Source organism: Priestia sp. MDV22-iso46 (assembly GCF_058629175.1).
This window is the reverse complement of the sequence record NZ_JBZVWT010000008.1, coordinates 122,623-143,956: the sequence shown is the minus strand read 5'-3', so window position 1 is coordinate 143,956 and position 21,334 is coordinate 122,623. Positions and strand designations below refer to the sequence as shown.

Below are 21,334 nucleotides of genomic sequence, written 5' to 3'. Positions count from 1 at the left end.
CTCCATACCAAACTTAGCAATCTCTACTTCGTTCACATCTGTAAAGACTTTATGTTGCTTTCTAATCTGCTTAAACATGCTTAAAGGGTCTACCTTATTCTCTTTGACGAATTTTCCTGATAAACCGAAGAGAGCCTTTACGAATCGAAACGTGGCTGGAAAATCTTCGTTTCGAAGCAAGCTTGTTAAACTCAAGATGTCTCCTCTGAATGTCTCCCCTTCACGATAATATCTACAGTAAAGAGTATCTACGTTTACTGATATAGCTGTGTGGTTGTTTGACTCAGGAGGTGCGCAACGAACTTCATCCCCTGTTCTCCATGGGCGATGACACCCTATCTCTTCAAGAAGCTTTTCGATTCTCTCTATATCTTCACTTAACCAATCCTTAAATTGTTGTGCGTTCATATTTTCCACCTACAATAATGGTGCTGATAGCGTAACGCCAACAGCACTACATCAATACTTTTGCTTTATATTAATCTTCCGAACATCGTTTCTTTAAACATTGTATTGCAGTCAGGACAGTATAAACTTCTGCCAAACTCATACTCAATCATATTCTCGTGCTTACATGGCTTTTGATTTTCTTCTTTCTTCTCCAACTAACCATTCCTCCTGCAAATAGATGATAAATGCCTCCAACGATAAAGGATAGTAGTATAAGACCTATAAAACCTGCACCAATCACCATTTCAATTACCTTGATTTCTAACCACAGTTCAATTAACTTTTCCATACAATTACTCCTAACTGTCAATACTTTTGTTTAGATATCTTGTTCGATTAGACATGTTCCATAATCTTTAACGATATTTCTACCCATATCTACCTCAAATACAAGCTGTCTATGAGTAGCACCCATTCGGTTTTTGCCTAGGAACATGATAAAGTACTCTTTACCCTTCTCCATCTTAACCTCTTTGCCCTCAGCGTTCATAACGGTAACTTCGTTCTTACCTCCAGCTTTCTCGCTTTCTAAAGCCCTTCTGACAAGCATTAGAGTACTTACAGTATCTACAACGTTCTTAGACATACCCAAGCTATTTTGGCTTAAGTATCTTGTTAACATAGCAGATTTACCTAACTGATAAGTTACGAAAACATGAAGATTACGATTCGAAGGCTTGATTAAATCATATAGATGTACCATGTTTTGTTGTAGCTGTAACCATGCTTGTACATTCTCATTGATCGCATCTGAATCAAGCTTAAGTGTATCTAGAATGTAGTACTTCACATCGTTAAATGTAGACTCTTTCTTAATCATCTTGATAGCCTTTTTCATGCTAAATGAGTTGAAGTTGATGAATCGAATCTTACCCTCTTCCATCATATCATCTAACCAATCTACACCAGCTTTAAGTGTGTCTAACTCATCTTGAGTAAAGTTACCTTGGTTAAATCTTTTCTTCTCAAAATCTCCATCTGTCATATTGTTGACAGACCAAGTAATGATTTCACGCTTCCATTTAACAATGTCTTCCTCGTTGGCAAGTATCATAAGGCTTTCACCAAACTCAATCATGTTAGGAAGGATTTGAGCAAGTGCGAGGAAGGTTTTTCCCATTCCACTATTCGCTGATAACATCGTCAGGTTTCCTAACGCCTGACCATTAACATACTCATTAAGTAATGCTGATTGATATGGGAATCCACGCATTTTACCTTCGTGAGCATCCATTACTACATTCCATAGTCCCTTACTCATATCTTCAACTTTCTCTACTATATCAACATCTGCGAATACAGATGCTAATGTTTCTTCAAGTTTCTGTTGAAGAGATTCTACAGTTTGCATCTTGTAGTTTTCGAAGTTCTGCATGATAGGGAAGTCTAAGTCATGTAACTTGATAAGAGCATTTGCTTTCTTGAGGTCTCTTACATAGCCATCAAAGTTGTCTTCTTTTACGAATGACATACCTTGGCGAAGTGTATCCCAGCCACCATACTCATCGTACATCTTTTGTAAGTTTTCATTCTCTGCTACACGTAGACCTACTACAATATCATCAAGAACCTTCTTCTCTGCTTTCACTAGGTCTTTAGCGACTGAGAAGAAAAATTTCCATTCCATATTGTCAAAGTCATCTACTGTTAAGTTTGTATCGCCCATTAACTCTGAGGCTTTATAGATACTAAGGACAACATATGACTCTGACATAGCCTTAGCATTTATCAGAGTTTTTCTAAAGTCATCCTTCATTTTCTGTAAATCTGTTGCTTCACTCACTTAAATCCTCCTCAATCATCTAGCCCATTTCTAATCTTCTTCTTACCTTCTTTGCGCTTGAGACCTTGAGTATAATCAAACAATGGCTTAACTTCATCGTTACGAAGCTTCTCATTTGCTTTCTTCTGTGCCTCAAGTCTTCTAGAAATATCATCGATTTCTGACACGACAAACTTCATCATTCCATTGATACGATGACCTTCATCTTTGAAGTTTCCTGTGCTTAGATAGTGGTCAATTTTAACTCTTGCTACTTTAAAAGCGATCAGTATAGTTGAGAAGTCATAGCCTCGTGGAAGGATTCGAGTATTGTTACCACTAGGATAATATTGACCAAGTCTTAGACCTAACAGTCGCTTAGTTAAATGACTATCAAGACCTTCCTTGCTCTTAATGTCTAGGATTTCCTTCTTGACATATTGATAAAGCTTATCCCAATCATTATTCTCTTCTCGTTTCAACTCAGGATTCTTAATCTCCTCGTTGTACTTAAGTAGGCATTCAACATGGAGTTTTCTGTTTTTCCATAACTCCTTCTTCTTGCCCTGAATGGGGAACTTCTTCCATGCGATATCATTTACACTTTCAATGATTCCATCGCAGTAATAGCAATGATGTATCTCTTCTCTATCTAATTTCTTTGGAGCATTTGCCATCCTCAATCACCCTACCCTATAAAGTTATTGCTTTGGTTACTTAGTTATTATAATATATATTAAACATTATATCAATACTTTTGTTTAAGGGGAAGTAAAATAAATTACTTCCCCTCGGATTAGCTATTAGATAGCCGATACTAATTCAATGATTTCTTCTAACTTTTTCAATTCATTTGCTTTAGGTGAAAGAGGATTTTCAATTCCAGCTTTTTGTACTAAGCCGATTAACTTCGTTTTGTGCTCTTCTGATTTAGCTACAAGTTCACGGAATTTATCTGTTAAAGTCTTTTCAAGTTCTGCGTCTTCTTCTTTTAAAGCTTTCTGAGATTTGTTCAAGTCTTTAGAAAGAGTAGATTGAATCTTGTCTGCGCCATCACGAGACTCTAAGAATAATCTCCATGTATCGTATGAAGGATCGGAAACTACTTGACCTACTTTTGTTACACCAGTACGATCCTTAAGGATAAGACCTTTGTAACTAACGTTTTTGTTTGCATCCATTTCAGTGTAAAGTTTAAGAACGATATCATAGTCGTACTCTGAACCTTTTTGCATCACTGGCTTTTCACCAATCTTAACGAAGTTGTCGCCAACTTTTTGTTTAACATCATCAATTTGTGATACAGAGATAACGTTAACACCTTTTGCAGACAAGTCGATTTTTAAATTCTGAAGGCGCTGTGCCACTGATTTAATACGACCCCATCCACGCATTGATACTGCAGAGTCATCAACATTCTTACCATTGTTACGAGCCTTAGCTTCTTCTACTTTTAAGCTTGCATCAGTTAAGTTTTGGTAGAACTTAGTTTCAGAATCGATAACTAAAGTACCCTCTTCTAAGTCCATCATCTCTTCAATAGCTTCTTGTAATTCATTGAAATCTTGAGTGTTTGCGATAGCTTCTAAGTTCTTACCGAATACTGGATGACTTTCATAAAATGCCATACCAGTTTCTGCATCCATAGCGTATACTTTAGGGAATGATAGTGTGAATACTGATTTACCTACACCCTTTTCTCCCATTACTAATACTTTAAGTCCTAATTTTTTAGCTGAAGGTTTACGAAATAATCCCATGTTATATATACCTCTTTCGTTATTTTAGTTTAGTGAAGGGAGATTAAGCGCTCCCTTATCGCTCACTTGTCAATACTTTTGTTTAACATTAATACTTTTGCTTAAGGTAATTATTAAATACCTAGAGCATTCATCCAAGAAGTGTCTCCTGCTCCAGCACCGCCACTAGTTGTTTCATCTACAGCGCCTGATAAGCTATCGCCAGTTTCTTGTTCTTCATCAATGTTTACAAATAAATCTTCAGGTTTGTACTTATCATCGTTAATATCAGTAACAAGCTTTCCTTGGTCATTCTTAGTTAAGAATGGACGAGAGAATACTAATTTGCTAACTTTGCTTCCACGTACAGTTAATTTCTTTTTAGCCTCTTCTTCATCGTATAAGCCCATATCGATTAACTCTTGAATCTCAGGAGAGATTTCGATATCCTTACTAGATGTTTCTGATTGCTCGTAACCTTCGATAATGTCACCTTCAATAGTGATTTCACGAACTTTACCTTTCTTAACATCAAAGAATGCGCTAAGAATTTTATCAGTGATTTCAGGCTTATCTTGGTTGATTTTAACCACGATTGGTAATGGGAATGTTAAATTCTTTTTAACTTGCTTGCCATTACGCTTGCTCACGTAATCTACTACTCTAGCTTGGATGATAACTTCACCACTATCTTTATCAGCCTTAGTAATACGTTTGAATGAATCCTCTGTTAATAGGATTGTTTGAGTGAAACGTGCTTCGTATTTAACTGGAAGTAAGTTTCCTGTCTCATTACCTTTTTCATCTTTTTCTTTTTCTTGATAAGGTAAGAAAATATTTTGGATTTTCATTTTACGTTGAGTATCATCGTTGTACTCACTGAATTCGAATTGACCACGAACAGTGATTTCCATTCCATCTTTAAGGTGTTGTTTTAAATATTGTTCTACATCGATTGGAGATAAGAAACTCTTAACAATTAATTTTCCATTCTCGTCACGTTCAAGACCTACTTTGTGTAACTTGAAATCTGCTACTGTAGAAACAATACTCTCAGTTAAGCGATCATTCCAGTTTACTGTGAATGGTGAATTATCTTCTTTGCTCATTGCATAGATAATTGGATTTGAAGGAGCATATCCACCCATCATTTCACACCAAACTGTATTTCCTTCTGCTGTTTCAACTCCAAATTGAAAACGTGTATATTTATAACCTGTAGTCTCAGATGTCTTTTCCCCTACGAAACTGCCTTCTGTGATTTTAGCCTTACCTGTAATTGTGTTAAAACCTTTACCACGTTGTAATTCTGCCATAATTTAATTACCTCTTTCTGTTATATGAATTATTTTTATTGATAACTTTGTTAAGTCAACAACACCTTATCAATACTTTTGCTTAATAAGTTATTGACTTAATTACGGTATCAATAGTGAGTCGAGAGAGGCAACAGCCTCGTCTCACTCTATCTATTTTACTATCATTTATATTACTTGTCAATACTTTTGTTTAATTATTTTTTTGTTGATAATGAACGGTCATAAAGTATTGAACTAGGATTAACGCAATATTTACAAACTCTGTAATAATAATCTCTACAGAAGTTCCTGTGATAATCATATTTCCTGTTACACATAGAAGACCTAAGCCTAATACGATGAACAGCCAGCGAGAAATTCCTGTAGCATCTTTCACTTGGAATAAGTAAATGATTTGAGGAATATAAGCTGTTAACAATGCTACAGTACCAATTCCTTGGAACATGTACCCAACATCTTGTGTTGGCGCACTAACAATCTGAGGAATCATAATAGCAACGATAACAACAGCCACAATCACTACAAAGATGTTAGGAGTAATTTTTTCTTGGCGTTTCACTCTACAATAGATTACTAGGAATAATGTGTACCAAGCGCCTAGAGCGTTCAATCCTTGTGTAATCATTACCTCAATTGCTGTACCTTGGATAATCATATTGATTAAGATTGATGTACACCCTACTGCGATCATCGTCCAAAACAGAAGTGAAATTCCTGTAGGAATCTTTGTTCTGTGAAGCTTGATGATTTGAGGGGCGTAACCTCCAAGTAATAGAACTGAGCCTAATGTCTGAGCGATTAGCCCAATCAATATCCAATTTTCATGTGTCATAAATTATTTTTTCTCTCTTTCTTATTTTAATACTTTTGCTTAGTAAAAGCAAGAATTTTTATAAAGTTTTTGTTACGCTTCTGACTTCGCCACTTACATAATCTTTATATTCAATGATGAATAAGTCTTCCATACCTTCAACTCTCACTGGAAAGCCTTTGTACGTCTTTACAATGCTATTCTCTGTATCTGCATTTCTCAGATAGTCTACATGAGTTCCAAGAGCAACACTCATAGCGTCATTGATCGTGATTAGAGTAGGCATTCCTGCAACCATAGAAGTATTTTCTATCGCTTCATCAAGCATTTCTACATACTTATTGTGCGATTCTTTTTCTGACTCGTCCTGAACTTCATTAGCTGTATCAGATAAGGCATTGTGAGCGCCTTGTACTTCTTCTAGATTCATCGCTCTTCCCTCAACATCTGATATAAAGTCTCCCCAAGTTTTTTTCTGCTCAGGACTAACAAAACTACCTTCAATTTCATATTTAACATAAGGCATGTCTCTAAATAACTCAGCGATTCTTTCTCCCAGCATATCCATATGAAGCTTAGATAACTCGTCAAAAGTTTTTTTGCCTGTGAAAGCATGTAGCGCTTCTAATCTATCATCGACAATCATTTCATTGTAGTTGATTTCAGCATGCAATTTAATAACACCCTTCATAGCAACTCTCCTTTCTTGAACTGTATTAACAGTATAACCATTATACGGTTAATTGTCAATACTTTTGCTTAATTATTTTTTTGAGAATTAATGTAGTGAACTGGCTTAAAGCGTAAACGTACATACATAGCGTGTAACAAAGGGTCTTTAGCTAGAAGAATATCATCTCTGCTTACCCATTTACAATATGCGCCTTCTTCACACAGAGTTCCATCGCCTAGCGCTTCGAACTCATCGAATCCTTTATCCATATTCACAGCAAATAAGTGTGTTTTAGTATCTGACGCTTTGCTTGGTCTAACACTACCTAGAGGAATAATATTTTCTAGAGGTACTCTATATCCACCCTCTTCAATCAACTCTCTCCAAGCTGTTATCATTGGGTTCTCGCCCTGTTTATCCATTCCACCAGTAATAGAGCATAACTCAAAATCGTTTGAATGTGCTGGGCATACTTCGAATCTACCAAGAAACTCATAATCGATAGCATCCAATCTAGTAAATGATGAAGCTGTGCGTCTGAATGGTAGAATAGCTACTCCCTCACCATTACACCATGGGGAATGAAGATACTCATACACTGAACCATTGTCCATTGTTTTCTTGATAATAGATGACCATTTTGTCTCAAATAAAGTTTTTTCGCTAGGCATAACATTTCTCCTTTAAATATCTTTATATACTCTATGTGTTAACTCATGCTTATCTAAAAATTTTTCTGTGGGCATGTAGAAGCATCTGTCAGCATAATCAATGAATGCCACAGTTTCTTCTCCTGTCTCTGTATGCAATCCCACAGATGACACAGCATAGTCATTACCTGTATTCTTGCTTGTCCATATATCAAAAGCTTTGACCTCCAACATGAAATCCCTCCTAATTGTTATCCATGCATTACAGAACCACCAGCAGAAATATTTCCACCGACATCGTCACAATCTACGCTTCCTCCAGCCATTACATTTCCTTTAACATCATCACAAGTAACTGATCCTCCTGCTTGAACACTGCCTTCAACATCACCAAAGACATTAACGCTACCGTGAATTTCCAGATTCCCACAAAATTTTTCTCCATTGATACTGATAGTTTTTGCTGACGATACATCGCCTTGAACTACTCCATCTACGATAACTTTATCATTTGTAATTGTTACATTTCTTCCATAGTAAGTCTTACCGTTAATATTAATCAATTTATTTTCCTCCATTCAATTCTTCTTTAAGTCCATAAACGTGTGGAAACCACGCTACAATAATTATCCATAGCGACAGGATTAAAGCATCCATAATATCACCTTTGACCAAGCATTCTACCATGTCTTCAGATATACCTACAGCTAGTCCATAGAAACAGAATCTAGCTTCATATAAAACTCTTCTAATAAGCCTTTTCAACCTATCACCACCTTTTACCCTTATTTAGAAATTGACGAACCTCTTGACGATAACTTTTTTTCTTTGGCTCAGGCTCTTCAATCGTAATCTCTGCTACTCTCATAGAATCAATTTCAAGACAGCGATCAAAAAGTTTATCTACAGTTACGATAGTGCCTAGGTTGCAAGATACATCTAAGCCAATCATATCAATTGGAGGATGCATTTGTTCATACACTGGCATAGGAACTGGAATGTTGTTTAATCGACTTGTGATTAAGGCTTCTCTTCGCTCATCAATCTCTGCACCAGTAACGCTACCTGAGCCAACGCTCATCATGAAGTCTGCGTGTACTCGTTCATCTTTAACGATGTATGCGATACTTTTCTTTTCTTCATACTCTCTCATAACATTCTCAACTAATTCTTTTGATGGAGTAAATCCAAGCATTTCAATTGTGGTAATAACATCAAGTGCTCTGATGTAGTAATCTTTTTCTTCCTGAGACAAGTCTCCCCAAGCCTCCTGATTCTCTTCTAGGCTTGACTCAGGCTCTCCCTTAGACCAAAGATTGCGATACTGTTCATACATGTACATTGTCTTCCAAGAATTTTTCACCATCATATTTTCCTCCATTAACCTTCAAGTAGTTGTTCTAAGAATTCATGTAGTGCTTTCATGTGCTCAACATTCAATTCGCCTATGAAACTAACAAACCACCAATCTTTCGTTTGGCGATTGACCTCAATACAAATCGCTGTTCTACCAAAAGGATTTGTAGAGTAGTCATACAGGCTGTACATTGTTGTGGTTGCGTTACCTCCAATGTTCTCAAACTTCATCTTATTTCCTCCTAATATCTTAATGAAAGATGCATTTTATTATTTGTTTGTTGGTGTTACAAAGTTGAATTTCACTCGACCTACAGCAACTGACTTAGTAGTTGTGTTTGGAAGAACCATCTTGTCGAATCCAATGCGATATTCCTTACCTTTACTGCTAGTCCATGTCTTACCGTGGTTCAACCAAGTGTAGCTTACTAAGAATTTGAATTGCTTCTTAACATATACCATTAAGCCTTTTGTGAAGTAGTTTACCTGTGAGTTTTTGTATGCTTTTATCATGATTAATTCCCCATTTTCTTATAAGTTTTATTTTATAGTTGAAACTAAGTCTAATTCTCTATCTCTATTATGTATTCCGAACATCTGTTCTGATTTCCTATTACTATAGTAACAGAACGTCTGTTCGAATTCAAGTATTTTCTTTTAATAATTTTGTTTAACCAACTTTTGGAAAAGAAGATTCTTCTAGAAAACGAACGTAAGCATCGATTTCCTTTTTAACTTCTTCAAAATCAATATCGTTCTCTATAACCTTCATACTGTCCTTTAGAGGTCGTAACTGGTTCTCTAATGGGCTATTCATAACCTTTTCGACATCTACCTTACCATCACGCTTTTTGAGGCGTTCTATGGCGATTTCAGGGTCAACGTATACCATAACATTTTCCCAACCAGCTTCTTTCAGATAAGCGTACTCTAGTAATTTTCGAGTGTCCGTAATAACTACTCGATCATGACCATCTTCTTGGATACGCTTCATAGTATGGTTAATCCAAAGCATCATATCGTACTCTCTTAATTTTTCTCCAATGTGCCACAAAAGGTCTCGGTCTTTGACTTGCATCCCAAAATACTTTTCCGCAATTTCATAGATTCCATCGGCTAATGCGTAAGCTTTAAATCCATGTTCCTCTACAAGATATTGGGCTACAGTGTCTTTTCCTGCTCCTGCAATGTAATTACATAAGCTAAGTTTTATCACTCGTTCTCCCTCTCTTTCTTATACTATTATGTTAATACTTTTGCTTAACATAATCAATGAGTAAGTTTTACCAAATTCATTGGAAAACTCTTGTAATCTGTAGGCTATAGTACTACTGTTTAACATAAATTTCTATCGTCTGTCTTCCGAATTGTCTAGCCACATCTCCATGCGACATATAGATATCAATTCGCCTTCCGTTAATTGCCCCACCTGTGTCTTCAGCTACATAGACTCCTCCACCAAGAGAAGGGATTTTTACCTGTGAGCCATAAGGAATAACACTAGGATCGACAGCCAGTGTGTGATTCGCCCTAGGCAACACGCCTGTGCTAGTCTGTGGCGTTCCATCACTTCCAGTTGGGTCTCCATACAAGCTGTATCCTGTTGCTACAACGGTAATTTTTTTCCATCCATCTGTAGAACTAGATTCAACTTTAGGCGCTGTACGAGTCTCCTTTACTGGCTGTGGTTGCACTGGTTTAACTTCAGGAACTGGTGCAACTTCTTTTTTCTCTACTACTCTCGTCTCAACTTTTCTCTGCTCAATCTGCTTAGGCTTAGATTCTGTTTTTATTTTTGGTGTTACTTTTACTGTTTGTTGCTTTTCTTTTTCTTGCTGAATTTGTTTCTGTTTTTTCGCTTGGGCTTCTCTTAGTTGCTTTTGCCTAAGACGCACCTCAAGGTCTTTGTTCTTAGCCTCTAGACTCTTTTTGCTGTCCTCTAGAGACTCTTTCTCTTTATTTAATTCTTTTACTTGAGACATTAATTCCTCTTGTCTCTTCGATAGCTTGTGGCTTTCTGATTCAACGCTTAAGAACTTCTGCTCTAGTTTTTTATAGTCAGATTGATTTTGTTCTATTAGTATCTGCGCTTTGCCTAGCTGTGCTTCTCTCTCCTTCCCTTCTGCATTGCTATCATACAACAATCCTCCAAAGATTATTGTTGTTGCAGAGGTAACAGCTAGGGCTACCCTTCCAACACTCTCCTTCGATTTAAAAATATTCACAATATCATTTCCTTTCTCGATGCTTACACATCAATTGTAACATATCTGTCAATACTTTTGTTTTACAGTAAGATTACAATTTGTGGTCAGAATATTACACCACAAAGCTTTTAGTAGTAGCTTGGTTCTGTTTTATCATCTCGAACGGTCTTAAATGTTGCAAATCGTAAGTCCAGTTCTCCAGTTTCCTTATCATAGAATTCTTCAAAGTACTGAATCTCTACAATTTTACCAATGATTTTAGATGGGTCTTCCCAATACTCGATACGCTGTTCAGCAGAGAATCCTCCACCAATATTAACTCTGTTACCTTTGAAATCTAATACTACCCCACCCAGCTTACCTTCTGTAGATTCAGCCTTACCTTCGTAAACATCTAGGCAAAGGATGTCAGCAGATTCAAAAGTTTTCACTTTTATTATATCGAACGTTCGCTTACATTGATATGGAGCATCTGCAAGTTGAACCATGATACCTTCTTCTCCATTCGCTTTTGCTTCTTCTGCAAGGCGATCAATAACCTCTTTATCGAACAGTCCAGCAAATAGAATTGGAACATAGTGAACTAATGGATTGTTCTTAAGGGAGATTAATTTTTCTAGTCCTTCTTTACGCTTCTCGCATGTCTCTTCCCAAATGCCTTTCTCAAAATCTACAATAGGAATCACATCGAACGCATGGAACAGCAATCCTTTTTTCTCGCCCTTCTTCTTAACTATCTTAGAAGTTTTCTTGAACAAGTCTTGTGAATTCAATCCCTCCTCGTTTGTAGCGAGAATTTCTCCATCATAAACAAATCCTCTTGGGAATGTTGTAAACGCCTCTTCTAACTCAATATAGCCTTCCATAACATGTCCTTCACGAGTATATAGTGTCACCTGTCCATTATCTCGAACGAATACAGCGCAACGATTACCATCAAGCTTCTTCGTAGCAATGACACGCTTTCCAATATATCTCTTCCAGTGCTCATAAAGTTTTTTCGTAGGAACACCTTTGACTTTTACTGTTTTAATCTCGACATACTTCTCAGCCAGCATTACATCAAACGTGGGAATGAACCCTTCCCCAAACGCCTTGTTTATTGTGGAGGCTGTTGCTCCAATTTTCAAGCTTTTAATTGCCATGGCTTCTAATAACCAGCGAACATCTTCTGATTGAGAAGCGATATAATTTTGTACAAATGCGATATCCTCATCTTTTCCAGTGCTTTTTGATAGTCTATCCATGTAGCCATTCACTGTCAATGTTGCTGGAAAGATTGTGCTTGTCTTTACTTGCTTAGAAAGCTTTTTCTTGGCGATATTTGTTTTTATATAAGGATTAAAAATGTGGTTTAAGACCTCCCCAAGAAGGGTATTATCTTTATGGAGAGACAAAATGTGCTCCTTATCCTTCTTTCCTGAAGTTTCTTTTACCTGTTGAATAATGTCTGCGACTACTGTTAAATTTTTCATGAATTACCTCCATTTGAGTGTTTAATTACTACTTGCAATGTAGTAATATAATTTTTACATAAGGTTCGACACACTTCGACAAATATTAAACACGAAAAAAGGGCTTATCTCTTGATTTGCATGTTTAGCTTAGCTTCAAGGTCAAACTTAACAACTTGAATCTTGCCTTGGGCTACCATTTTAGCTGAGTCATTTTCTACTTCCTTAGCTAAATCTTCCAAAGTATTTATTAGTCTGAAAACTTCAGCAAAAAATGTTTCACTTTGTGAAGGATTTAAACGTGACAATGCTAGTGATTTTTGTGTTTCAATATGAATGTCTTCAATGATTTCATCCATTTGTTCTAACAAGTTGATATCTTTCTCGTTAACTGATTTCTTGTCTTGGGACATCGTATATCATCGCTCCTTTCTCTAGTTCTGCTTCTGCCTCTCGTTCTACGAGCGCTACTGGTACTACTTCTCCTTGCGTGAAATATTTTTCTATAGTGTCGCAAGCCTTATGTATGTCTCCGCATATCATTATTCGATTCACGATAGCGTTACCAAACACTAACGCCTGATCGTATGTTACTTGATGTCGGAAAATCTTTTCTAGAAGGTCTTTAGCGATTCCTGTCATCATCTTGTCTTTTGATATGGATATTCCCTTTCGCTTAGCCTCTAAAAACATTTTGGAAACTTGCTCAAGTGTTTTTCTATTAAACTCATTATGAAGTAAGTGCTTTCGAGTGGCGTTGAATCCAAGTGACTCGCCATTAAGTTTGTTAATATTATCCACTAACATCTGCTCAATTCGCTCTTCCCCTTGAGTCAGTGCCTTGAATCCTCTGATTGTTTTCGCTTGTTCTAAAGTTATTTGCTTCATCTAAATTTCCACCTTTTGTCTCTTATTATTGTTTTGTATGTTGTGTTGTTGAAAATAAATGACCTTAAACAATAATCCCTATATAGTCAACTTGCCTTTATCTGTATCTCACGACACTGAATCAGACGCTAAAATCCAAGTTATTTCTTTATTATTTTTAACTTGGCTGTAGCATCATTTTATCTGTTACACTTTCGTAACAACAATATTACAGCCAAATTAAAAATTTTAATACATCTGTTTAAGGATTTTAATTCATTTGCTTAACGCTATTTTTTTAATGGTTATTCATGACTATCTTAGTATAATGTAGCCAACCGTATTTTTCAACTGAAAGTTTAGGAATTTTGTAATTGAAGTGCAAAAATTTTAAACTTACATTACAAATATTAAACTTTGAAAATAAATTTTATACTCCTACTATAAATTCTTCTCTATTGGTGGTATTATTATTCTGTATGTTGGTATACTGTAGTATTAGGATGAATTAGGAACTATATTGAACTAAAGATATTTGTATACCATATCATGCATTATTGTTACTTACGCTTAATAGGTGGTGAAAATTTATATATGCCAATGAAAAAAATTGCTGGTGAGCACATACGTTTAAAGCGACTTGAGTTAAGACACTCATTAGAGAGTCTTGCAAATGCAGTAGGCGTATCTCACAGCTATATTGCCAAGTTAGAAAAAGGAGAAGTCCTCAATCCTAAAGAGGAAATCCTTGTAAAAATCGCTGAAATACTTGACGTAGATGAGGATTCCCTGTTTAATATGTTTGGGAAAGTCCCTCGTCCAGCTAAAGATACTCTTATGAATAATCCTGTTTTCGCAAAAGCTTTTGCTGAGATTGATAGCGACAAACAGCTATCAGAAGCACAACAGGAGGAACTTAAGAGAAAATTTATACACTGGCATAAAATTTTATCTAGGGACAGTAAATAATATTTAATAAAGGATTGTTGCTTTTTGTTTTTTACAGAACTAATTTTAGGACTCGGCAGTCGTGTAGACCACACAAAAGACCCACTTGTTGTAGATGCAGAGTTTTGGGAACACCTTAACGAGCATATATGGCTTGCTATTGTAAGTTGGTTTATAGGAGCACTTATCGCAATGCTTATTATTAAGCGACTCCATAACACAAAGTATAGGATAGATTATACTTTGGAATCAGGAATGGTCATGAGACTATTTACAGACTGCGAAAAAAAATCTAAGAAATGGCTCATAGTTAACCCTACTACTCTTATGCAATGGTTTGATGTTTTCTACCTATGTATTTTTGATAGAGGTAGAGACAAAGTGATTGATAGAAACAGTAAGATTAGAATTAGAATACTCTCAGTAATAACTATCGTTTGGATTGTTGTCTGTGGACTTAGTTCGATCACGCTCATCTTATCTGCCTTTGAAAAGAGTATGGACATATTTGATTATATCGGTAAATAATAATATTATTTAATATTTGCATTAATACTTTAGTTTAATATCCCAAAATTCTAGACTGCGTTGTTTTCAGCGCAGTCTTATTTAATTAATTTAATTTAATAATTAATTAGCGTATCTAGATTTTAAGACTTCATTATATTTCTCTACACGTTCTTTTAAATAGAATTTAGATGTCTCATTTACAGGTACTGCAAATTGTACCAAAGTTTGTTCCACTGCCTTATCAATACTATTTCCTTCTTCGATTAACTCATTTACTCTGTGAACTTGACCACTATAAGAAATAGTTGTTGCATTGAAGTATTGATTATCTTCTTTACTACTGTAATTATCTCTAAGGCGCATTAATCTTTGGTGAATGATTTGAGCCTTAACTTTTGCTTTTCCTCTAAGTCCACGAAGAATATTAATACCATCTGCAATTTTGTATTTACGAGAACTTTCTCCATCTTCACTAAAACTAATATACTTTTCTTGTCTATAAGCATCTCTAATTAAGATTGAAGTTTCATGACTAATTGGAACTTTTCTATCAGGGAAATTAATTACACCATTAGTTCTATCAACATCATCAATAGTTAATTCAATTAATTCTTCGAATTCATTCTTATGAGATACTCCATCAGTTAATAATGCAATAATGACTCCATCTTGAGGATTATCAGCACTCATTGCTCTATCTAATAACTCTGCTTTAGGAATAATCATGCTATGTTCTTTTTCTTTATCAATAAGTTTCTCAAGTTTATCTTTAGTATCAAATGCTGTAGCATAGTTAACTTTCAAAGACGTTTTACCATCTCTATTTTCAGGACGTTGCGCCCAATCCACATATCTCTCAACTGTTGAAGTTGAATTTTGAAGACTTCTAATTGTTGTAGCATGTAATGACTTAAAGAATTCAGTAAGTTCTTTAATATTAAAGTTACATAAATCCTTACCAAACTTCTCTTCCATTACTCTAGACTTTCTAAACAAAGACATGATAACTCGTTTAGTTTCTGCAGGAAATTCATTAGCATATTCTAATTTAAATTCATAGTCATAATATAATTCAGGAATTTCATGATACTTAGGTTTATCTTCTTCATTATCTGTTGCACTTGTAGATTTCTTAGATTTAGTACCTTTCTTGGTACTAACTTTAGTATCAGTATTATCATCAACGATCATTTTCTTAGGGTTAAGTGTTTCATCTCCCCTGCTATAGTTAAACATTACTTTTAGAAATCTAAACTTTTCTTTAGCATTTAAAATATCAATAGTTTCTTCTTTATTTAAAATAGATTCAACCTTATCTTCTGAAATATCTTTAGAAAGTAATTCTGATTTAATATAATCTCTAACTGATTCTAACGCATTAATGCTATCAATCACCGATGGAATTTTAGCCTTAGCTTCTTTAGTAACCTTAATCTTCATTTTATAAACTCTCCTTTAAATGTGCTTCGACCAATTATTATTAGTATTATAATTCATATTTTCTCTATATTTTATTATCTCTATGTATTCGCTATATGCGATATATTCATTGTAATACATTAGTTTAATAATTTCAATACTTTTAGTTAATGTTTACTGTATATATTTTAAGGAGATTTTCCTAGATGACTTTTGAGAACGGTAATCCTTTTTTACTATGTAATATATGTATGTGGAGTAGAGAGCAGGACTATCTGCTCTCATTGACTAACTTTTGGATATCATCGGTATTTCTTGAGCGAATGCCCATTGAATAATCATCGTGACTTATAATGCTTGCGAAGATAAATTCTATATCGTAGAAAACGTCCTGAACATGGTATTTCTCTCTAGTTCTACCCTTTTGTAAGAATAACCCTTTATGATATAGAGTGAAGAATCTAATCTCATCTCTAATCAACCAAGTATCTTTCTTACTCTTTACTAAGATGTCTCCACCAATCAAGACTTGAACATCTAACTGAGGAAATCTATTTGCAATTTCCATAATCTCTTTTTCGCTTAACTCTACTGTCTCCCAGCCTTTCTGCATGATCCGATGGGCTTTTTGATAGATAGTGTTATGCTTCTTAACTTTGCTACGTTTTAAAGCCTGTAAGTTTAAAATGTCTCTCATCTTTGTACGCTCCCCTAATTTTCAATATGTATTGCCTCCTTGTAATTATCATTGAGTTCCCCAACTCCTTGACATTATATGTTAATACTTTTGCTTTAATTTAATAAAAAAATTATGGTCTTTTCAGTTGTTCAATATCCATGCTATGAACTAAACCTACTTTAATCATGTGCTTACAAACTGCTTTTCTCCAGTGAGAATGAGGACAAGTACATTCTTTGATAATTCCTTGCTCTACCTTAACCTCATATGCATCAACGCTTTCGTGGTTAACTACAACGAAGTTTTGTTCTGAACCAACACTACCATTGCGGTAAACTTTCAGCGACTCCATAAGAGCACGATCAAAGCTTTGGAATAATGTTTGAGTATTTGAAATTGTCATAAGTAATTCCTCCAGTTTGTTAATACTTTTGCTTGACTTGATATTTATTATTATAAAGGGATATAATCCCAAAGTCAACATATTTTTAAAATTTATCTAGTTATTTTCTAAGGTTGTTACAAACTAGGCTTATTTACCTAGTCGTAACAACATCATAGTCTTAATATCTTCATTTTGATTTAAGAACTCTATAAAGTCATATTTATCCATTTCATCTAATATTGATTCATCAATAGTTCTACTCATATTGTAACTTAATTGATTAACTAGGCTCTGCTCTTCTCTCAGATAGATTTCTGTGGTTACTATAGAACTGTGACCACCTAACTGTTTGCAAAGATTAATATCACGAGTCATCTTGTACCCTAGAGTTATCGCTGTAGCCTTTAAACCATGCATTGTTATCTTTTTACCTAGTTCCTTAGAAAATCTCTCTAAGGCTCTCTCCATGGTTCTATCGCTAAATTCGAATACATACTTCTGACCTTTATTCAATTGTTGTAGTTCTTCGTAGTACTCATCTGATATAGGCTTCTCTATCCACTTACTACCCTTATCCTTAACTCTGATAACATGGATATCTCGATGGGTATCAATATCTTTTCTGATGATAAAATTATCGTTCCAAGTCATACCAAACGTTGCACTTCTACGATTCCCTGTAGTGAAAAGAGTCTTGGCTAGTAGATATTTCTCTATACCAAGGTTCTTTTCACCTTTCATGAATTCAAATAACTGCTGTAGTTCGTCAGATGATAGTGCGTTATGATGCTTAACATCTATATCAAACTTCATTTTAAATATCATTGGATTAACTTTTAAATCATTTGATTGTAACTCATTATAAAAACTTTTTACGCTTCTTACCTTGGTATCAATGGTGTTACCACTGTTCCCTTTAGCCATAAGCATTGCTACATAATCATTTTTAATATCAGACTTTTTAATATTTCGAAGTTCCTCGTAAGTAACATGTTCAACATCTTTATCTAGAACTAGTCTAAAGAACTCCCTTACTCTCTTATCGTACTCATACGCAGTTCTCTCAGAAATCTGAGAACTTATAAAAGACTTATAAACCTCTTGAACACGATAATCACGAAGAGCCGAAACATTACCTCCTGCTTTTCTTAGACCTTTAACCTTTATGATCGCTTTGGCTTCAACTGCTGACATTTTCTCATCTCCTCTTGTTTATCTGTGTATTACTATATCACTAATAAAGTAATATAGTCAAGCAAAAGTATTAACAATCTTCATCGTTTTGTTTTGTGAAGATACCTGTAGCCATTTTGTACAACTGTAAGGAATCTAACTTCTTCATTTTTCCACCATCGCTGGCTTCACCATCCCAAGTTAACACATATACCTCAGAGTCCTCTAAATATTCCTCCTCGCCCCTTATAAGAATCATATGGTATTCACCCATCAAATGTGTTTTAACAAGCGCTATGGCATCCTGAGTCGTTACATGGGCAAAGTCTATTGATTCATCAACAAGACCATTTACTAAGTCCTGAACTGCCTTCATATTATCCAACGCTTCTGATGTATCCTCCGCACTATCCTTATCCCAAGTAATAATTTTCATTTCCTTCATTTTTATCTTCTCCTTTATGTATATACTTTATAACTATATTACTAATACAGTAAAATGCTCATGAGAAAAGGCAGTATGCCTTTACCATCTCAGAAATCTACAGATACAATTGAACACGATATAAATAAGACAACACACGAAGAATGGAATAACTGTTTCTTTTGTTGCTAAGAACAGAAAAGGGATACACAAAATAATTATAGTCCCTGTCATCATTCTTACATACTGCGTGAAAATTCTTTGATTATGAACTCTCCAATCCCATGGTGCTTTTTTATAATCTGTACCTAGTATCATTCTAAGGATAAGATTTACTGTATCCATAATATGACACCCTTTTATTTTTATATTAGGAGTGGGATTATATACCCACTCCCCTATTATATCACTACAAGTTGTTCTTGAAGCGACTTTTTGAACTCTAAAACCTGATCCATATTGTTGTTTGTTTTCCCATACGTATTATGAAACATGAAGTGATGTTCTTTTGTCATTGGAATGCCAATGTCAACTGTATGCTTGCTCAATAATAGATTAGATATATCAGATAATTCTTGTGTACTGTACTCTCCAATACTTTCATGCCACTCTAAACCTAGTTCATCCAAGACGTCTTCGCATATACTTGAGAAATTTCTAACATGATGTACTTCTAGACTGCCTCCACGAACGCCTGAGACAAAGCATGTGTAATTTGATTGCTCTAAAACATCAATCTTCCATTTTGCTAATAACTTCCGAAGGTAATCCCTTAGCTGAGACTTTCCACCATTCCAATTGGGATGACTTTCACCTCTCATTAGTTCATCTGCGCATTCACTACATTTTTGCTTATGAGTTGTAAAATTATTTAAAATCATCTTAGTTATCTTATTATGCTTCGCACAACGAAATACTACCTGAGTTCTTTGACCACTATAGTCTATGTCAATGAATTCATAACCACGTTCAATTACTGCTTTTTCAATCTCTTTAACATCTATCCTTAAAGCTTGACCTTTTCTCTCTTCCCAGCAGAGTGCGCATCCAGTATTTCTTTTCTCTGTAAAGTCAACAACCTTCTTGTATTGAATGACTCCTTTATGATTCTCACATTCACATCTGAGATTTTGCTTGTTATTTTTATAACTATCTTCTAAGAGAATAAATCCTTTATTCTTAAATATATCTCTCACTTCTTCGATTGTGCGCTTAGCATTTCCTGCACAAAAGGGGCAACCTAAGCCCCTCTTCATTCTGTCATAAGTGGAATATAATTCTTTGTCAGGATGTTTATCGCAACGATATCTCATTGGAGACTTTGCTTTCACATAAACATCTTCTAGTAATTCATAACCCATATTTTTAAATACATCTACTGCGTCATCTATTGTAACTTTTATAGGCATCCTGACACTACTCCTTTTACATTGCTTGCTTTAAACCTTCATCTAGTACTTTTGATGCAAATTTCTCTAAATCTATTCTAGCTTGTATGCTCTTAAGGTCTCTCGCACACCTTGTAAATGCGTTTACTACGCCAAAGAGACTCTTATCTGCCTCTATGTCGTAATTCTCTCTAACAGTCTTCAGCATCTTCTCAGATAGTCTAGCCTTCTTACCATATCGAGTTATTTCTTCATATGGATTCTGAACTGTTATTTGACGAGCCTGTCCAAACTTACCTAGAATATCTTTTCCCATCTCTATGCCATGTACAATTGACTTTCTTAAATCCATATTCACTTGTAATGGGTCTATATGAATGTGACGTTGCTTGTACCAGCCATATTCAGCTTCCTTAGCTACCATTCCATTAGTACAAATCAATCTGTATATTGAAGGGTTAGCCATGATAGAAGTTAATCCTACCTCACTATTGATTAAGTCTAGTGCTACGAAGTTTCTATCGTCTTGACCATCATAAGACCTACCAAAATTTCGTTCTGTATCAGGGAACATAAATCTTAGAAACATTCTATTGTCATTGATATCACCTATCTTTAAATCGAACTCAGGAATTCTTCCTGACCTAGCTACATCTTCAAATACACTCAACGTATCCAAGTTGTCGTATGGTATAAAGTTCTTTGAAACAACTCCTCGAACCAGTGCATCATGATTGCCTTCTCCATCATTTCCTATTGTACGGAATTTTCTTTCAAGGCTCTTTCCTTTTTCAAGATGACGATTTAATTGAATTGCAAACCATTCGGGATCATCTTCAAAAACATTTTTAAAGTATTCAGGTGGTAATGGATACTTGTAAACAGTGTTACAAAGTTGACCAAATGCATGGTCAGTGAATTTTGCTTTTCCAAAATCTGCGCCTTCAAATGTGAAATCAGGATTTACACGAATAGAATTTATTGGAGCAACAACATCTTTCTTACGCTTCTCTTCTGCTTCTAGCTTCGCCAAAATCTCTTTAAATCTTTCTCCTGCATTACTCATGTGTAATGACCTCCTACTTAATTCATTTGTTAGTAACTTAGTAACTTATGGTTA

Annotated in this window: 27 protein-coding genes and 1 pseudogene; 2 read left to right on the top strand and 26 right to left on the bottom strand. The window is 35.1% G+C overall.

The features are described from left to right. From AC4NPH_RS25840 to AC4NPH_RS25750, 19 genes and pseudogenes are all read right to left on the bottom strand, one after another. Positions 1–408: pseudogene (locus AC4NPH_RS25840) on the bottom strand (hypothetical protein); the annotation flags it as partial. A gap of 148 nt (positions 409–556) precedes the next feature. Next, on the bottom strand, positions 557–739 hold the full coding sequence (locus tag AC4NPH_RS25835) for a hypothetical protein (protein WP_491939229.1): 183 nt from the start codon (positions 737–739) through the stop codon (positions 557–559). A 30-nt stretch (positions 740–769) separates the two neighbouring features. After that, entirely contained in the window at positions 770–2,233 is a 1,464-nt protein-coding gene (locus AC4NPH_RS25830; RefSeq protein WP_491939228.1) for a hypothetical protein, read from the bottom strand. Between the two features lie 11 nt (positions 2,234–2,244). Further along, the gene (locus tag AC4NPH_RS25825; protein WP_491939227.1) at positions 2,245–2,889 is read right to left on the bottom strand and encodes a hypothetical protein; all 645 of its coding nucleotides are present in this window, start codon (positions 2,887–2,889) and stop codon (positions 2,245–2,247) included. 126 nt (positions 2,890–3,015) lie between these two features. After that, positions 3,016–3,972 (bottom strand): AAA family ATPase, encoded by a 957-nt coding sequence (locus AC4NPH_RS25820; protein WP_491939225.1) that lies wholly within the window; start codon positions 3,970–3,972, stop codon positions 3,016–3,018. Between the two features lie 113 nt (positions 3,973–4,085). Then, positions 4,086–5,267: a hypothetical protein gene (locus AC4NPH_RS25815; RefSeq protein ID WP_491939223.1), complete on the bottom strand. Its 1,182-nt coding sequence runs from the start codon at positions 5,265–5,267 to the stop codon at positions 4,086–4,088. A gap of 193 nt (positions 5,268–5,460) precedes the next feature. Beyond that, positions 5,461–6,102, bottom strand: a complete 642-nt coding sequence (locus AC4NPH_RS25810) for a PQ-loop domain-containing transporter (RefSeq protein WP_491939221.1) — start codon at positions 6,100–6,102, stop codon at positions 5,461–5,463. A gap of 58 nt (positions 6,103–6,160) precedes the next feature. Continuing rightward, on the bottom strand, positions 6,161–6,772 hold the full coding sequence (locus tag AC4NPH_RS25805; RefSeq protein WP_491939220.1) for a hypothetical protein: 612 nt from the start codon (positions 6,770–6,772) through the stop codon (positions 6,161–6,163). A 68-nt stretch (positions 6,773–6,840) separates the two neighbouring features. Then, on the bottom strand, positions 6,841–7,425 hold the full coding sequence (locus tag AC4NPH_RS25800; RefSeq protein WP_491939219.1) for an NUDIX hydrolase: 585 nt from the start codon (positions 7,423–7,425) through the stop codon (positions 6,841–6,843). Between the two features lie 12 nt (positions 7,426–7,437). Beyond that, entirely contained in the window at positions 7,438–7,638 is a 201-nt protein-coding gene (locus AC4NPH_RS25795; RefSeq protein ID WP_442455766.1) for a hypothetical protein, read from the bottom strand. Positions 7,639–7,655: 17 nt separating this feature from the next. Further along, positions 7,656–7,967 (bottom strand): hypothetical protein, encoded by a 312-nt coding sequence (locus AC4NPH_RS25790; RefSeq protein ID WP_491939218.1) that lies wholly within the window; start codon positions 7,965–7,967, stop codon positions 7,656–7,658. Position 7,968: 1 nt separating this feature from the next. Continuing rightward, positions 7,969–8,169: a hypothetical protein gene (locus tag AC4NPH_RS25785; protein WP_491939216.1), complete on the bottom strand. Its 201-nt coding sequence runs from the start codon at positions 8,167–8,169 to the stop codon at positions 7,969–7,971. A gap of 4 nt (positions 8,170–8,173) precedes the next feature. Then, on the bottom strand, positions 8,174–8,773 hold the full coding sequence (locus AC4NPH_RS25780) for a hypothetical protein (protein ID WP_491939214.1): 600 nt from the start codon (positions 8,771–8,773) through the stop codon (positions 8,174–8,176). 11 nt (positions 8,774–8,784) lie between these two features. Continuing rightward, positions 8,785–8,991 carry a hypothetical protein gene (locus AC4NPH_RS25775; protein ID WP_491939213.1) on the bottom strand — a complete coding sequence of 69 codons (207 nt, stop codon included), beginning with the start codon at positions 8,989–8,991 and terminating at the stop codon, positions 8,785–8,787. Between the two features lie 439 nt (positions 8,992–9,430). Beyond that, the gene (locus AC4NPH_RS25770; RefSeq protein WP_491939212.1) at positions 9,431–9,976 is read right to left on the bottom strand and encodes a dephospho-CoA kinase; all 546 of its coding nucleotides are present in this window, start codon (positions 9,974–9,976) and stop codon (positions 9,431–9,433) included. Positions 9,977–10,088: 112 nt separating this feature from the next. After that, on the bottom strand, positions 10,089–10,985 hold the full coding sequence (locus AC4NPH_RS25765; RefSeq protein ID WP_491939211.1) for a 3D domain-containing protein: 897 nt from the start codon (positions 10,983–10,985) through the stop codon (positions 10,089–10,091). Between the two features lie 110 nt (positions 10,986–11,095). Beyond that, positions 11,096–12,442 (bottom strand): ATP-dependent DNA ligase, encoded by a 1,347-nt coding sequence (locus AC4NPH_RS25760; RefSeq protein WP_491939210.1) that lies wholly within the window; start codon positions 12,440–12,442, stop codon positions 11,096–11,098. A gap of 104 nt (positions 12,443–12,546) precedes the next feature. Next, complete coding sequence (locus AC4NPH_RS25755; RefSeq protein WP_491939209.1) at positions 12,547–12,834, bottom strand: hypothetical protein; 288 nt, start codon at positions 12,832–12,834, stop codon at positions 12,547–12,549. Then, positions 12,809–13,309: a hypothetical protein gene (locus AC4NPH_RS25750; protein ID WP_491939208.1), complete on the bottom strand. Its 501-nt coding sequence runs from the start codon at positions 13,307–13,309 to the stop codon at positions 12,809–12,811. The genes AC4NPH_RS25755 and AC4NPH_RS25750 overlap by 26 nt, the downstream gene beginning before the upstream one ends. A gap of 573 nt (positions 13,310–13,882) precedes the next feature. On the opposite strand from AC4NPH_RS25750, the gene AC4NPH_RS25745 reads away from it, so the two are divergent. Both AC4NPH_RS25745 and AC4NPH_RS25740 read left to right on the top strand, forming a co-directional pair. Continuing rightward, complete coding sequence (locus AC4NPH_RS25745; RefSeq protein WP_491939207.1) at positions 13,883–14,257, top strand: helix-turn-helix domain-containing protein; 375 nt, start codon at positions 13,883–13,885, stop codon at positions 14,255–14,257. A 24-nt stretch (positions 14,258–14,281) separates the two neighbouring features. Then, positions 14,282–14,764, top strand: a complete 483-nt coding sequence (locus AC4NPH_RS25740; protein WP_491939206.1) for a hypothetical protein — start codon at positions 14,282–14,284, stop codon at positions 14,762–14,764. A 102-nt stretch (positions 14,765–14,866) separates the two neighbouring features. Here AC4NPH_RS25740 and AC4NPH_RS25735 read toward each other — a convergent pair whose 3' ends face one another. The 7 genes from AC4NPH_RS25735 to AC4NPH_RS25705 all read right to left on the bottom strand — a co-directional run bounded on the left by AC4NPH_RS25735 (position 14,867) and on the right by AC4NPH_RS25705 (position 21,280). Next, positions 14,867–16,186 (bottom strand): phage lytic cycle repressor MrpR family protein, encoded by a 1,320-nt coding sequence (locus AC4NPH_RS25735; RefSeq protein ID WP_491939205.1) that lies wholly within the window; start codon positions 16,184–16,186, stop codon positions 14,867–14,869. A 250-nt stretch (positions 16,187–16,436) separates the two neighbouring features. Further along, entirely contained in the window at positions 16,437–16,862 is a 426-nt protein-coding gene (locus tag AC4NPH_RS25730) for a hypothetical protein (RefSeq protein ID WP_491939204.1), read from the bottom strand. 112 nt (positions 16,863–16,974) lie between these two features. Then, complete coding sequence (locus AC4NPH_RS25725; RefSeq protein ID WP_491939203.1) at positions 16,975–17,247, bottom strand: SWIM zinc finger family protein; 273 nt, start codon at positions 17,245–17,247, stop codon at positions 16,975–16,977. A gap of 129 nt (positions 17,248–17,376) precedes the next feature. Beyond that, positions 17,377–18,423 (bottom strand): tyrosine-type recombinase/integrase, encoded by a 1,047-nt coding sequence (locus AC4NPH_RS25720; protein WP_491939202.1) that lies wholly within the window; start codon positions 18,421–18,423, stop codon positions 17,377–17,379. A gap of 70 nt (positions 18,424–18,493) precedes the next feature. Beyond that, complete coding sequence (locus tag AC4NPH_RS25715) at positions 18,494–18,847, bottom strand: hypothetical protein (protein ID WP_491939201.1); 354 nt, start codon at positions 18,845–18,847, stop codon at positions 18,494–18,496. A 380-nt stretch (positions 18,848–19,227) separates the two neighbouring features. Then, on the bottom strand, positions 19,228–20,235 hold the full coding sequence (locus AC4NPH_RS25710; RefSeq protein ID WP_491939200.1) for a hypothetical protein: 1,008 nt from the start codon (positions 20,233–20,235) through the stop codon (positions 19,228–19,230). A 16-nt stretch (positions 20,236–20,251) separates the two neighbouring features. Further along, a complete protein-coding gene (locus AC4NPH_RS25705) occupies positions 20,252–21,280 on the bottom strand; it encodes a hypothetical protein (RefSeq protein ID WP_491939199.1) in 1,029 nt (342 codons plus the stop codon). Positions 21,281–21,334: the final 54 nt, after the last annotated feature.

What these genes read in the sequence shown, in the direction of transcription:
- AC4NPH_RS25835 (WP_491939229.1), bottom strand. Translation starts at nt 739, where the DNA reads ATGGAAAAGTTAATTGAACTGTGGTTAGAAATCAAGGTAATTGAAATG.
- AC4NPH_RS25825 (WP_491939227.1), bottom strand. Translation starts at nt 2,889, where the DNA reads ATGGCAAATGCTCCAAAGAAATTAGATAGAGAAGAGATACATCATTGC.
- AC4NPH_RS25820 (WP_491939225.1), bottom strand. Translation starts at nt 3,972, where the DNA reads ATGGGATTATTTCGTAAACCTTCAGCTAAAAAATTAGGACTTAAAGTA.
- AC4NPH_RS25815 (WP_491939223.1), bottom strand. Translation starts at nt 5,267, where the DNA reads ATGGCAGAATTACAACGTGGTAAAGGTTTTAACACAATTACAGGTAAG.
- AC4NPH_RS25810 (WP_491939221.1), bottom strand. Translation starts at nt 6,102, where the DNA reads ATGACACATGAAAATTGGATATTGATTGGGCTAATCGCTCAGACATTA.
- AC4NPH_RS25805 (WP_491939220.1), bottom strand. Translation starts at nt 6,772, where the DNA reads ATGAAGGGTGTTATTAAATTGCATGCTGAAATCAACTACAATGAAATG.
- AC4NPH_RS25800 (WP_491939219.1), bottom strand. Translation starts at nt 7,425, where the DNA reads ATGCCTAGCGAAAAAACTTTATTTGAGACAAAATGGTCATCTATTATC.
- AC4NPH_RS25795 (WP_442455766.1), bottom strand. Translation starts at nt 7,638, where the DNA reads ATGTTGGAGGTCAAAGCTTTTGATATATGGACAAGCAAGAATACAGGT.
- AC4NPH_RS25780 (WP_491939214.1), bottom strand. Translation starts at nt 8,773, where the DNA reads ATGATGGTGAAAAATTCTTGGAAGACAATGTACATGTATGAACAGTAT.
- AC4NPH_RS25775 (WP_491939213.1), bottom strand. Translation starts at nt 8,991, where the DNA reads ATGAAGTTTGAGAACATTGGAGGTAACGCAACCACAACAATGTACAGC.
- AC4NPH_RS25760 (WP_491939210.1), bottom strand. Translation starts at nt 12,442, where the DNA reads ATGAAAAATTTAACAGTAGTCGCAGACATTATTCAACAGGTAAAAGAA.
- AC4NPH_RS25755 (WP_491939209.1), bottom strand. Translation starts at nt 12,834, where the DNA reads ATGTCCCAAGACAAGAAATCAGTTAACGAGAAAGATATCAACTTGTTA.
- AC4NPH_RS25750 (WP_491939208.1), bottom strand. Translation starts at nt 13,309, where the DNA reads ATGAAGCAAATAACTTTAGAACAAGCGAAAACAATCAGAGGATTCAAG.
- AC4NPH_RS25745 (WP_491939207.1), top strand. Translation starts at nt 13,883, where the DNA reads ATGCCAATGAAAAAAATTGCTGGTGAGCACATACGTTTAAAGCGACTT.
- AC4NPH_RS25735 (WP_491939205.1), bottom strand. Translation starts at nt 16,186, where the DNA reads ATGAAGATTAAGGTTACTAAAGAAGCTAAGGCTAAAATTCCATCGGTG.
- AC4NPH_RS25730 (WP_491939204.1), bottom strand. Translation starts at nt 16,862, where the DNA reads ATGAGAGACATTTTAAACTTACAGGCTTTAAAACGTAGCAAAGTTAAG.
- AC4NPH_RS25725 (WP_491939203.1), bottom strand. Translation starts at nt 17,247, where the DNA reads ATGACAATTTCAAATACTCAAACATTATTCCAAAGCTTTGATCGTGCT.
- AC4NPH_RS25720 (WP_491939202.1), bottom strand. Translation starts at nt 18,423, where the DNA reads ATGTCAGCAGTTGAAGCCAAAGCGATCATAAAGGTTAAAGGTCTAAGA.
- AC4NPH_RS25715 (WP_491939201.1), bottom strand. Translation starts at nt 18,847, where the DNA reads ATGAAGGAAATGAAAATTATTACTTGGGATAAGGATAGTGCGGAGGAT.
- AC4NPH_RS25710 (WP_491939200.1), bottom strand. Translation starts at nt 20,235, where the DNA reads ATGCCTATAAAAGTTACAATAGATGACGCAGTAGATGTATTTAAAAAT.
- AC4NPH_RS25705 (WP_491939199.1), bottom strand. Translation starts at nt 21,280, where the DNA reads ATGAGTAATGCAGGAGAAAGATTTAAAGAGATTTTGGCGAAGCTAGAA.